We start from the raw sequence: 13,940 nt of genomic DNA on the forward strand, positions 1-13,940 counted from the left end.
TTATTACATATTACTTAGTCAATTCAAGATGCGCTCTTAACTTATTCGTTAAATCTTGTTTCGCTGCATCTGGAACATAGTAGTACCAAATACCATCAGCAGCTTTGTGGCCATCACCTGGAATTTGGATTTCTTCACTATTCTGCATGCAATCTTTATAATTCTTTTGAATATCAAACATTTGGTCTTGCGTTAAACTTGTTTTAACGTTTTTCTCAATTGCTTTTAATACATCCCCGTAACTTGCTAGAGAAGAAACTGTAGCACCCTGTTTAATTACTCCTTGAATTACTTGACGTTGGCGCATTTGACGTCCGAAATCACCACGTGGGTCAAGCTTTCTCATCCTAGAATAATGTAATGCCTTTCTACCATCTAAATGAATGTTTCCTTTTTCAAAATGAATTCCTTCATATGTGAAATCTAAATCATTATTTACATCTACACCACCAACAGCATCTACAATATCTTTAAATCCATCCATATTTACTTCAATATAATGATCAACTGGTACATTAAGAAAATTCTCTACTGTTTTTACAGCCATATCAATTCCGCCAAAAGCATAAGCATGATTAATTTTATCTTTTGTACCTTTTCCAACGATTTCTGTATAAGAATCACGTGGAATACTAACAATTTTCATAGATTTCGTCGTAGGATTTAATGTAAATAGCATTAATGAATCCGACCTTCCTTGGTCTTCACCACGTTGGTCTACCCCCATCATTAAAATAGATATTGGTTTTTGATCTGAAATATCTACCTTCTTTTCTCGTTTTTCAGATTTCTCACGATCTAATGGTTTATGAACAGCATCTAATGTATTAGAAACGTTAGAATAAACAGTATAAGCATATACTCCACCACCGACAATAAGAATTCCAATAATACCTAGAACCCAGAATAAAATTTTCTTTTTCATTTTTTAACCTTCTTTCGAAAATCGAAATCATTTCTCAAAAAACATAGTTACAATTATAGCCTAAATACATTCAAAATATCTATAGTCATCATAAATAATCAAATTCCTTTATGCATTCAATTGCAAGAATTCAAATTTTTATATACAATTCGTATAAAATATCTAATTTAATAAACATATTTTTAACCAACCATTTGCAATTAGTTCATTATACTCTTATGCTTGCTAAACTTCTTAGTTCATATAGATTATTAAAATTGTAATAAGAAATTTGTTTACTGCTTATATTCATACAATTACGTGTATCAAATATAATAGCCTTTCTTGCGTTATCAATAATGACTTGTTCATCTATTTTTTTAAACTCATTATGGTCTGTTAGTACTAAAATACATTCTGCATTTTTTACAGCATTCTCTAGACTATATAAATTAAAATGGACCTGATTTTCATGAACATGAGGATCATGTACAGCAACTTCATAACCCTGTTCTTTAAGTAAATCTACAATTGTCATAGCTGGACTTTCTCTGACATCATCGATATTACCTTTATATGTAATTCCTAAAACTGCAACTTTTGCATTTTTATCTGGAATAATTTTTGCTAATTGTTCTACAACAAATACAGGCATAGAATTATTTATAAAGCGCGCATTAGAAATTAATTGAGACTCTTCGGGTGCCTTTTCAATAATAAAATACGGGTCCACTGCTAAACAATGTCCTCCAACCCCTGGTCCTGGAAGATGTAAATTTACTCGAGGATGATGGTTAGCTAATTTAATAACTTCTAAAGCATTTACGCCAAGTTTTTCAGAGATTTTTGCTAATTCATTTGCTAATGCAATATTTACATCGCGGAATGTGTTTTCCATAAGCTTAGACATTTCTGCTGTTACAGCAGTAGTTTCAAGGATTTCTCCTTTTACAAAACAACCGTAAACTTCGGCTGCTTTTTGCGTAGATTTTTTATTAATCCCACCAACTATTCTTGTATTCTCTACTAATTCAATTAAAATACGTCCAGGTAACACACGTTCCGGACAATGTGCAAGGTAAATTTCTTCCCCTACTTTCCATCCCTGTTCCTCAATAATTGGAGCCACTATATCATCAATAGTTCTTGGTGGAATCGTAGATTCTACAATTACAATACTTTCCTTCTGTAAGAATGGTAAAATAGACTTAGTAGCTTCTACGACATAGTCTAAATTTGCAGTATGATCAGCATTGTGTGGTGTAGGAACAGCAATAATAAACACATCGGCTTTGGTTGGTTCTACACTAGCGCTCAATTTCCCCTTTTCTACTACATCTTTAACTAATTCTCCTAATCCAACCTCTTCAATATGAACTTTACCTTGATTAATCATTTCAATTGCAACAGGGTTTACATCTACCCCTATAACATCATATCCCGCTTTTGCAAAAATAGCTGAAGTTGGTAAACCAATGTAACCTAAACCTACTACACAAACTTTCTTATTCATTTTCACCAATCCTTATCTTTTTATTATTTAGCTCATATATTAAAATTATAATAAATATAAAATCATACAAACTTATACTTACTAGAACATTTCATATAAAAATACTATACTTTATTATTCTTTCAATTAATCAAATCCTATTATTACGTATTAATGATGATTAATTCTTTAATTATAAAGACTCATTGCACTACCTATAATTTTTTCATTTGGAATATAACTCTTCTATTGAAGATAGCATTTTTTCAATTGTAAAGGTTTCTTCAAATGTCCTAAGACTATTTTTAGATAGCTTGTCATATAATATAGGATCTTTTATAATTTCTAATATTTTTTGTGTTCCCTCTTCAGCATTATCTTTATCAAAAAGATAACCATTATAATTATCAAGCACTATTTCATTATTACCTACAACATCCGTCGCAATAATAGGTTTTTTATATGATAACGCCTCTATTAATGAGTAAGGCATACCTTCATATAAGGAGGTAGATAGGAATATATCAAAGCGATTTAATTCTATATCTGGATTCGAATGAAATCCTTTTAATTTAATAAATTTATCTAAATTATTTTTTTGAACATAATCGAAAACTTCTTTAAAATACTCTCCGTCCCCAATATACACAAACTCAACGTTTTGATTTTCCCTAATTACCTGTTCAGCTATACGAATAAATAACCATGGATTTTTTTGATAATCCATTCTCGCAATCGTTCCTACTATCAATTTCTCTTCACAATCTTTTAAAGGAAATTTACTATCTATAGCGGGAAATGAAATACCATTATATACTACCATTGACTTATTTAACGAAATGACTTTATGCTCCAAGGCAAATGTTTCTTCACCTTTTGAAACATGAAGAACTTTTGTTGTTAAGAAGCCTAATAGTTTTTCAATATTTTTATATGCAAATTTTTTCTTTAGGGATAAATTTGGGTTTTGAAATACATATGCATGTGGTGTATAGTATACCCTTTTTATCCCACATATTTTTGCCGCTATCCTGCCTATTGCACCTGCTTTAGAGCTATGACAATGAACAATTTGTGGCCTAATTTCTCTTAGTATTTTTATAATTGATTTTGTAGCTCTTATGTCATTCTTAATTGATAATTCCCTTACCATTTCTGTGACTTCATAAAAATAAAGCCCTTTTTTCATAAGCTTATTTTTTGCCGATAGAAATACATCATCTACCCGCTGAGTACCATGTACAACATGTACCTCATATTCATCTAAATCTAGATTGGAGAGTATGTCCACTAAATGTCTCCTAACTCCTCCACCTAACGCCTCACATATAAAAACAACCTTTTTCATTGCTCATGACCCCTTTTATCATTAGTTAGAAGATCTACTTAGTAAAGACTTAATACCAATAATTAGTTTATTAGGAGCTATTAGCAAGATAAAAGATTTTACTAATCCCATATAACTTTCTAAAACTAGGGGGTTAAAATATTTTTTTTGAATTTTAATTCTGCTATATAACTGTCTCTTTCGCCTACTTAATGAGATACTATTAGGATTAATTTCTTTACAAATGAGAACTTCATCTAAATTTGAAACCTCATACTTATTCATTATCCTAAAGAAAAATTCGTAATCTTCTGCTGCCGGAAAATCCGTATGATATACACCAATATCCTCAATAATCACTGTTCTAAACATAACAGATGGGTGTGGGAAACAACTATTAATATGCATCTTCTTTTTTATCTCTTCTGTTGAAAGCGGCACACGCTCTATAAACACTTCTTTACCATCCATATCTGTATGCCTTACGTTCGATCCTATCAACATATAATTTGGATTATCTAACATATATTGTTTCTGTTTATAAAATCGATTAGGTTCAATTGTATCTCCTGCATCTATCCTGGCAACAAATGTATAGCCATTATCACAAATATACTTTAATCCTAAATTTAAGACATGCTCAATTCCTTTATTGACTTCGGATTTTATAAAAATAATATGGTGAATCCCCACAGTCTCAGGAACATAGATTGGTTCCTTACTACCGTCATCAACAACTACTACATCTACTTTCTCTTTTGTTTCCTTTAATAAAGATTCTAAGGTTTGATTTAAACCAACCTGATCGTTATATACAGGAATTAATAACGCTATTTCTGACATAAGACCTCTCCAATTCATACTTCGTATAATAATAAAAAACATAGATAATCATTATATAAAACACATGTAATAATTATCTATGTTTGAGCATTTTAAATTTTTATATAAACAAATGCTTTAATTGTATTTAACGTATAGATTATTTAACCAAAAAAACTATCAACATAACAATAAGACTAAAACTAACTAAGCCTAAGAACAATAACTTCTCCCTAAATCTGTTGATTATGATTCCTATTAACAAGCAATTTAACCATATCCACATATTATATAATCTAGGTATTGGAAGTCCATATACACTTGTAATTAAAAGGATAAACAAAATAGGCATTATAAAGCATAACAGCCAAATCCAAGTATCCTTTTGTTTTTTTCTAATAATCATAAGAATAATTATACCTACAGAGCTGAACATCAAAATGAAATTTTGATAATAAAAAGAAGATAGATTCAAAAACTCAGAAAACGCAGATAAATCATAATTATTTAAAATTGTTGTTTGTCCCAAAAAGCTATACAGTACACTATATATAACTAAGTTCCATCCTTTAGAACGCTCTGCTATCCATGGCTGAGTTCCATCATTTAGTGTAAATTTATTTTGTACATTTTCGAATCCATAAACATAGCATCCTATAACTACAACAACCATCAACATAGCTACCAATAAATAATTTTTAACAGGCTGCTTTTTTGAGAAAAAATACGCACAACTCAACGAAATAATAGTAATAGGAGCGGCATATGCCCTAAATAAAAACAGAAATATTAATGTAATTAAAATTTTAATAGTATACTTTACTTTATTTTCAAAGTTATTTCCAACAAAATATATACAGTAATAACATACTAGTATCACTAAAAAAGAGTTTATATTGTCTCTAGAAAGAGTGGATACGACAAGTAAATTGGCTGGGTATAATTCATATAACATTATTGAGAAAATAGCCCATTTATCATTTAAGTATTTAATTACTATCTTATATAATACGTAATAACCTAAAATACTTACTTTTAATTTTAATAATATCAAAGTTAAAAGGTTAGGTCCAAATATACTAATTAAGACAGCATTAAGTATATTATAGGCATTATACGGGCCATAAAATCCAAAATGAGGAAAATCACCTGTTAACCAATATTTAAAGTTCTGACTAAAAAGTATCTGTACAAGTTGTTGGGATTCATCATAATAATTTTTTGTATCAGCATAATAATTCTCCCCGATTTTCCCAAATAAATTCCCATCGCTAAAGCCTAAGTTGATGGCATTATAGTATTGAATATATACTATAATTACAAATATAATCGTCAACATTATCCCTAATAAACAAATTATTGGTTTATTCAATTTCAAACGTCTGTATACCAGTATATTCAACACTAATAAACTAAAAATTATTGTTATATTCTGCGCCACGCCGCTTACAAAAATCGCCAAAACTAATACTGCTACATACACTAGTAATAAATTATTGATTTTTACATTCATATTTTCTCAAACACCTTATATAAAATTGATAAATTCTTCATAAATCAAGAATTTCCCTTTTGAAGAATACTATTATATTTACTTGAATTAACATTATAACTATAAAACCTCTTCAATTCAGAGTAATCAAAATTAGATGGGGCTTTACTGATCTCCACTAATTTTTTTGCGATTTTTTCTTTTTCATTATCAACATTATCAAATAGCTCAGTTAAATTTGATCCTACATTCAAAATTCTCGTATCTGCGTACAAGTAATCAATAATTTTACTAGGTATTTGACTTGTACTTTTATTATTTAAATTAATTAATAAATCCATATTCTTCATAATACTAATAATTTCACTTCTATCTTTAAAGGTGTTGACTGTAATGGGAATTGTTTTTATATCAAGCCCTTCCATCTCTAAAAATTCCTCTAGCGCATTGACATTTCCAAAATAATGAAAATGTAGCTTTGGATTCTTTTTACTAGCTAATACTAGACCATGGATAAACTCCACTGGACTTCTAATCCCTCTATAAAAAGATCCTGCATACATTATATTAAATTTTTCCTTATCTATCTTATAGCTACTTTCACCTTGTTGTTCTTCAAATAATTGAGGAATAACATGAATTTCCGACCTATTGACACCTAAATTAGTATAGCAATCTACCGCATTTTCTGTTGGGATTACTATGGAATCGACATTCTTAAGTATCTTTGATTCCAAAAACTTATCATATTTTCTTATTTCTCGATCTGGATTATAAGAGAATGGATCTCCGTAATCAGCTATCCACTTTAAATGTGAAGCATCTTTTTTTAATAGATGTCCTGTAATATGAGTAGAAACCGGCAATCCAACAGTCACCATAGCTTCACTATTAATATGCAGTTTATTTTTTTTCACATAACGGTATGCATTTATTGCCCACTCAACTGTTCGATCTGGCCAAACAAGTACATCATACAGTTTTTTCAAACCTTTAATAAGGAAATTACTTTGGGAATTATTTAGTATATTTTTATTCACATCCCATCTATTTTTTTCTTTATGAAGTAAAATGCCCGGTTTCACTTGATGTACAGTTATATTATCTGATTCTCTAGCATCGATTTCTTGATACATATTATTTCTAGGAATTATTAACTCAACATGATAACCCTCTTGTATCAAAGAAGATACAATACCCTTCACATGGAAAGCACGGGCCACATTTTCCGGATAATACCAATAACTAATTACCATTACTCTCTTCATATTCTTGTAATAAATCCCTTCTAAAATTCATTTAATATACATCATATAACATAATATTTTTCTCCCTAGCCCATTAATCCACTAGGGTTATGCCCTATAAATGTTAATTTTAAATGCTCTTTATTTATTTTCCATAATCCGCCCATAGCCGTTTGAATAGTAAATGAATTCTTGATTAACAATACTCGTTCCAAAATCGGTTATCACTATCTGTTTGTCAGATATCACTATTTTCCTGTACACTTTCTGACCATAACCACTATGGCACCCTATAAAACTATTATTTTTAAATTCCAGGCACTGACTATTTGTATTATGCTCTAAGTTAAATAAGCCACTCAATCCATCATAAAAGTTATTTTGTTCTATATCACCTAATTGAATTGTAAAATGTGCTTTTGTTGACCTAAATAAATTTCTTTTCTCTGGTATTGGGGTGTATAAGTATGTTCCAGGATCTTTTATAATATCTTCCCCATCAATTACTAATTCAATGCTGAGCTGATCATTATGATCATGACTTCCTTTTCCATTAGTACCTAATTTCCCGCACCTAATAGCTAAATAAAAATCTTGAGATTTAAAGATATACATACCAAATTCAGGATATGCTATCTTTTTTAAACCTTCAACTAAATTTGATTTAGAATTAAAAATATATTGAACAAATTTTTCTTGTTGCTCTAATTTATTTATTTCATTTTTCTCGTGCTCATTTATGGAAACTTCTAACACATTATATTTTAAATTCTGTGAAATAGATTCTTCATATCGTTTAATGTTATTTTTCACTATATTTTTAATTAATGTATGTTCTATAGAAGGTTTATTTACAAAGCTAAAAAATTTCTTCTTTTTAAATAAAGCGTTAATTCCCGCGACTAAAGAGCGGTGTTCTAAAAAGTCTTCATCCCAGTACTTTTCTGTATCACTTAATTCATTATAAGTACTTAAATTTAAATATTTTTGCTTAGCCTCCTCAACTGTTAATAAATTATACGTTGGCTGTGTCTTAAAGAATCTCCCACTATCATTATCACCAAACTGCGCAACTTCTCCGTTAGGCTTAGTAATATCAACTGTAAATTCAGCCATTTTTTCTAATCTCTCCATGTACCATTCAGGAAATACTTTCCCGCTATGAAAATCCCAAAATTTATCCGGATCAATTTCAAAACCTAGTTTTTTACAAACCCCAATATGATCTTGCAATTTATAACTATGTAATATCTTTATTTTCTCTCTAGGCAACGCTAGAGCTACCGCTGTTGCATAAAGCATAAGTTCGCCAGATAAGCGATGATAAGTAGTAGAATTTTCAAAGTTTGAACCTTCTTCATAAAATTGGAAGCTCATCTCTTGAATTAATTCTTGGAATGAAAAGTTTAACCATGTCGATACCTCTTTTGTAACAGGAAGGTATGCAGAAATAAAGAATAATCCTACAATATTAGATAAATAATGATTATTTCTTACACCTTTATTACGTTCTAGATGGTTAAAAATAAATTTCCCATGATCATATATAGAAAGTACAAATATTTTTTTAAATTCCTTATTAAATTCTACCCCCTGTACTTTAAATAAATCATAAACTAAAATCCAATTAGCGGCTCGAATTGCAACGTCCATAGTACATGTCCAATTCACTCCAAATTTAGGAGGATTTGCAGATATAAAATCAAGAATTTCATCTTGAAATTCTCTTTCATATACTTTAGGATTTTCAAATTCTTTGTTTCCTTTACCTGCTAGCATATAGGCCCAAACAAATTGAATTAAATGTTGCATTCTAGAAAGTTCCCAAGGAACTTTCACATCAATCCCTGGTACTGTATTAAGAGCCAACTCTGAATAATGTTTTTTTGAGTCCCACGTATACCCCGATTTAAAATCAATTCGCCAATCTATAGGTACATAACTACTAGATATATGACTCCTAACATACTCACTATAATTTTGGTTTCCTTTATTAATTAAGTTTTTTATCCAATCACTATTCTTATCAACTTCAATTTTCTTTGAAGTATACTGATATTTTTCCAATCCCCGGCACTTCATGTTATATTTAACATTTAACCAACCTGATCCTAATAAATCAAAATAATGGTTCATATACAGTGAAGTTAAATCCCTAATTTGTAACACTTCATTTTTGTCAAATTCATATTCCAAGGTTTTTGATAAAATCTCCTCTAGTTCATAATTAAAAAATTCTTTTGAGTAACTAGAAGCTATACTATCTTTCCAACATTCAGCCTTTCTTGACGATTTATAAACTACTTTTCTTTTCGCTTTCTCTAGGACTTCTTTTACAGACAACCCTTCTATTTTTTTGAAATAGTTCAATATGCTATCACCTGCCTCTTTACTATAAAAACTCTCTATTTTTTCTAGAAACAACTTAAACGTATCTTCTCTCTTTCTTTATCACTATAAAAACAAAAGCATATTGTATAACCAATACCAATAGAGCATTAAATACTTGCGCCCATGCTATTCCAATGATAGAAAAATGGTTTCCAATAAAATAATTAATTAACAAAATGATGGGAACAGAAATAAGGTTTACTAAAAAATTCTCTTTCATTCTTCCTAGGGCAATTAACATAATTGCTACAATTGCATAGGATGAATATATTACGTATTTAATCATTAATATTCCAGTATATGTAACAGTATTTATATAAGAGTTCCCATAAAAAATAGGAACAAATATTTTTGCCCCTAAATAAACTGTAATCCCTACAAAAATACTCACTACTAAAGTCTTTTTTTGTATATTAAAAGTCATCTGTTTTAACTTACTAATATCTTTATTACTTTCAGTCAGATAAGGTGTATAGATATTCTGTAAAGTAGCGGTAACTTGCGTTGCCCCTAACAAAAATATAGTTGCTATTGCATAGTATCCCATCTCAACTCGATTTGTAATAAAACTATCCATAATAATAATATCTGTATAATTCCCTATACTGTTAGTAAAATTCGCCAAAAAACTAAAAAATGCAACATTCCAAAATGTAAACGGTATTTTCTCAGACATATTATAAGTCACTTTTATGGAATTTACTTCTTTAAACAGCGGAAATAATCCTACTATTAAACCTAGAACTGTTGCGATTATAAATCCTTTAATACCGAAAAACCACGTACCTATAATAATAAATATTGCATTTTGAATTTTTATTATTGATTGTATAACAGCCATTCTTTTTACCCTTTTCAGGGCTAACAAATAATTCATCAAAAGATTTGTCATAGTAAGCATTGGAATACACAGTGTATATACACCCCACTGAAATACAGAGTATTTCGGAGAAAAAATTAAAAACAAGTTAAATAATATTACAGAAATCACACAAAAAATTATACTTTTCCGAATCGCATATGAGAGGAGATAATTTTTTTCGCTGTCCTCCCTAGGTTCCGAACAATATTTCAATATTGCCGTATCGAGTCCAAAAGTACCTATTAGAACAGCTAGTATTAAATAAGTCTGCAAACTTTTTATCTGTGCCATACTTTCAGGAGAAATAAATTTTGCAACTAAAATAACACTTCCAAACCCAACAAACTGTACTAAAAATTTTGTTAATAATAAACTAAAAAAACCTTTTTTTCTTAGTTGAATTATATTATTATGGATTTTCCCTTTCAGCTTTGCTAATGGCTGCATCATAATGATTTCTCCTTAAAATCCATATCTTCAATACACTTTTCAATATTACATACCAAATCATTTATATTTCGATTTTCGAACAATATCGTACCCTCTGGTCGATTGCAAACATTACTTGCAATAGCTCTACAATTAAAGTAAATTGCTTCTTCAATACTTATACCGTAAGCATCACTATAAGTTGGTCGAATCATTATATCTGATTTTTTAAATAGAGGCCATAATTCTTTTTGTCCTGTAAGAAATAATATATTTCCCTCTATTTTATATTCTTTAATTTTTTCTAAAATACTTTTGAAGTACTCTTCATCGCCTATTTCTGCCAAAGCAAAAATCAATCCTATTTTGGGATACTTGTTTTTTAAAATTCTTATTACTTCTATACACATATCAATTCCATACAAATCTATATTCTTATAAAATGTAATCTTTGAGGCATTGCCTATTAATATTTGTTCGTGGTTATTTAAAAAACTTATAACCTCTTCACTATACGTCGATAAAATATGTTCTTCATCCTCTAATGGAGGTGGTATAAAGGGTGATTTTACCACGACTCGTTTTGGTAGTTGTATGTTATTCTTTCTATATCCATCTTTTAAATGTTCTCCAACCAACACACAATAATCTACTTTTTTTATAAATAATTTAGTCATTATTTTTTTTATATTACGAAAAGTATCTAAAATTCTTATAGAATGATTTTGTAAAATAATCCTACATTGAAATGGCCGTAACAATAAAGCGATCATAGTTAATGTATTAAATTCATTAAGGTGGAAAGTATGCTTTTGTGGTGATATTAAACAATAACGCATTAAAAATTTAAACTTTTCTAAACGCCCCATTTTATCAAAATCGATAAATTCTACTTCTTCACCTTGTTTTTCTAAAAATTTACTATACCTATATATATATATACTCACGCCCCCCAATGGAGGAGGATAAGGACCTATAAGAAAATATTTTCCGTTCATATTTTACATTACCTCTTAATTCCATTAAATGTATCAGATTTAATATTTATAATGATATATCTAATATTATTCAGCTTTCTTAAAATTTGACATAAAAAAATAAATAGATCCCTCAGATAGAACAAGCTATAACTCTCTCAAGGAATCTATTTATGAATAATCTCAAAAACGTGATTATTATGTTTAATAAGCACCCTTACGTAATACGACCAATAAAACTGTTTTAAATAAGATAATAATATCTAATTTTAAAGATTGATTGTATACATAATATAATTCTATATCCACCCTTTCTGGGTATCCTACATCACTTCTACCACTCACTTGCCAATAACCTGTTAAACCAGGACTCACAGATAAAAAGTCTGAAGTTTTAGAGCCGTATTCTTTTAATTCCTCCTGAATTACTGGTCTTGGACCAACTAAACTCATATCACCTTTAAGGACATTGATAAACTGTGGTAGTTCATCTAAACTTGTTCTTCGTAAAAAGCGCCCTATATTTGTAATACGTGGATCTTCCTCTGGCTCAAGCTTATAGTTATTATCTACATATTTCTTATATAAAACTTCATTTTTTTCTAATTTCTCTTCTGCATTAACTACCATAGAACGAAATTTATAAATACCAAATACTTTACCATCTTTACCAATTCTGGATTGTTTAAAGAAAACTGGTCCTTTCGCATCCCCACGCATGTAAAGGATAGGAATTATAATAAAAAATGGAGAAAATACTATCAAACCCACAATAGCACCTATAATATCCAGTGTCCTTTTAAAAAATGCATGTAAAATTGATGTTTTTTTCACTACACTTATTTCTTTCTCCACAGATTTATGTATTAATCCTCTTTCTTCCAACCTTTTCACCTCACCTTTACACATGTATATTTTCTATTTTTATAAGTTCAGTCATATACTCCAATAATTCATCTTTTAATTCTTTATGTTGTAACGCCATCTCAATTGTCGTTTTAATAAACCCAAACTTCTCACCAACATCATAACGAGTTCCCTCAAAATCATAAGCAAATACACGCTGAATTTCATTTAAACGTTGAATCGCATCTGTTAATTGAATTTCGCCACCTGCACCTGTCTGCTGATTCTCTAGGAACATAAAGATTTCTGGTGTTAATATGTAACGTCCCATAATTGCCAAATTAGATGGCGCTGTTCCTTGAACTGGCTTTTCTACAAATTGACGCACCTGATAACGACGTTCATTTTGTTCAACTGGATCGATAATACCGTAACGATGTGTTTCATTTTCTGGCACTGTTTGTACACCAATAACGGATGATTGTGTACCTTCATATTGATCCATTAATTGACGTAAACATGGTGTATCAGCTTGTACTATATCATCACCAAGTAATACCGCAAATGGCTCATTTCCAATAAATTTACGTGCACACCATACAGCATGCCCTAAACCTTTTGGTTCTTTCTGTCTTATGTAATGAATGTTAATTTTTGAAGAAGCTTGTACTTTTTCAAGCATTTCATACTTCCCTTTTTCTAAAAGGCTTTGTTCTAATTCGAAAGAGTGATCGAAATGATCTTCAATGGCACGTTTTCCTTTTCCAGTAACAATAATAATGTCTTCAATTCCTGATTCAATCGCTTCTTCTATTATGTATTGAATTGTCGGTTTATCGACGATAGGTAGCATTTCTTTCGGCATTGCCTTTGTTGCTGGTAAAAATCTTGTCCCAAGACCAGCAGCTGGGATAATCGCTTTTCTTACTTTTTTCAATTATACTCCCCCTATAAATCTATTTATTTGTATGTAACAATAACAAAAACCCTACCTATAGAGTCATTTTTATAACTCCATAGGTAGAGTTTCTATTACAAATAAATTATGGGCATCTAACCCATCCTCACGCCATACTCCCGACGACAAGCGTCTAAGGTAGGCATGAAATAAAATTTCTACCCACAGCACGACCGAGTGCCCCCGTTGATAA

11 protein-coding genes are annotated in these 13,940 nt (G+C 29.9%); all 11 read right to left on the minus strand.

Annotation, left to right across the window (positions count from 1 at the left end):
- Positions 1 to 10 precede the first annotated feature (10 nt).
- The gene (tagU, locus tag C3Y97_RS26515) at positions 11 to 925 is read right to left on the minus strand and encodes a polyisoprenyl-teichoic acid--peptidoglycan teichoic acid transferase TagU (RefSeq protein WP_000727081.1); all 915 of its coding nucleotides are present in this window, start codon (positions 923 to 925) and stop codon (positions 11 to 13) included.
- A gap of 208 nt (positions 926 to 1,133) precedes the next feature.
- Complete coding sequence (locus C3Y97_RS26520; protein WP_136363705.1) at positions 1,134 to 2,417, minus strand: nucleotide sugar dehydrogenase; 1,284 nt, start codon at positions 2,415 to 2,417, stop codon at positions 1,134 to 1,136.
- 205 nt (positions 2,418 to 2,622) lie between these two features.
- The gene (locus tag C3Y97_RS26525; protein ID WP_136363706.1) at positions 2,623 to 3,744 is read right to left on the minus strand and encodes a glycosyltransferase family 4 protein; all 1,122 of its coding nucleotides are present in this window, start codon (positions 3,742 to 3,744) and stop codon (positions 2,623 to 2,625) included.
- 21 nt (positions 3,745 to 3,765) lie between these two features.
- Positions 3,766 to 4,566 (minus strand): glycosyltransferase, encoded by an 801-nt coding sequence (locus C3Y97_RS26530; RefSeq protein WP_001289317.1) that lies wholly within the window; start codon positions 4,564 to 4,566, stop codon positions 3,766 to 3,768.
- Between the two features lie 139 nt (positions 4,567 to 4,705).
- Positions 4,706 to 6,058: a glycosyltransferase family 39 protein gene (locus tag C3Y97_RS26535; protein WP_001101150.1), complete on the minus strand. Its 1,353-nt coding sequence runs from the start codon at positions 6,056 to 6,058 to the stop codon at positions 4,706 to 4,708.
- Positions 6,059 to 6,102: 44 nt separating this feature from the next.
- Positions 6,103 to 7,305 carry a glycosyltransferase family protein gene (locus C3Y97_RS26540; protein ID WP_000832603.1) on the minus strand — a complete coding sequence of 401 codons (1,203 nt, stop codon included), beginning with the start codon at positions 7,303 to 7,305 and terminating at the stop codon, positions 6,103 to 6,105.
- A gap of 120 nt (positions 7,306 to 7,425) precedes the next feature.
- Entirely contained in the window at positions 7,426 to 9,708 is a 2,283-nt protein-coding gene (locus C3Y97_RS26545) for an alginate lyase family protein (RefSeq protein WP_136363707.1), read from the minus strand.
- A gap of 1 nt (position 9,709) precedes the next feature.
- The gene (locus C3Y97_RS26550) at positions 9,710 to 10,987 is read right to left on the minus strand and encodes a lipopolysaccharide biosynthesis protein (protein WP_000983542.1); all 1,278 of its coding nucleotides are present in this window, start codon (positions 10,985 to 10,987) and stop codon (positions 9,710 to 9,712) included.
- Positions 10,984 to 11,964 (minus strand): glycosyltransferase family 4 protein, encoded by a 981-nt coding sequence (locus C3Y97_RS26555; protein ID WP_102956678.1) that lies wholly within the window; start codon positions 11,962 to 11,964, stop codon positions 10,984 to 10,986. Before C3Y97_RS26555 ends, C3Y97_RS26550 begins: the two co-directional genes overlap by 4 nt.
- Before the next feature lie 183 nt (positions 11,965 to 12,147).
- On the minus strand, positions 12,148 to 12,828 hold the full coding sequence (locus C3Y97_RS26560) for a sugar transferase (RefSeq protein WP_000392624.1): 681 nt from the start codon (positions 12,826 to 12,828) through the stop codon (positions 12,148 to 12,150).
- Between the two features lie 16 nt (positions 12,829 to 12,844).
- On the minus strand, positions 12,845 to 13,726 hold the full coding sequence (bpsC, locus tag C3Y97_RS26565) for a UTP--glucose-1-phosphate uridylyltransferase BpsC (RefSeq protein ID WP_000757786.1): 882 nt from the start codon (positions 13,724 to 13,726) through the stop codon (positions 12,845 to 12,847).
- Positions 13,727 to 13,940 lie beyond the last annotated feature (214 nt).

It is taken from the genome of Bacillus sp. DU-106 (assembly GCF_004799705.1).
GTDB classification, from domain to species: Bacteria; Bacillota; Bacilli; order Bacillales; family Bacillaceae_G; genus Bacillus_A; species Bacillus_A cereus.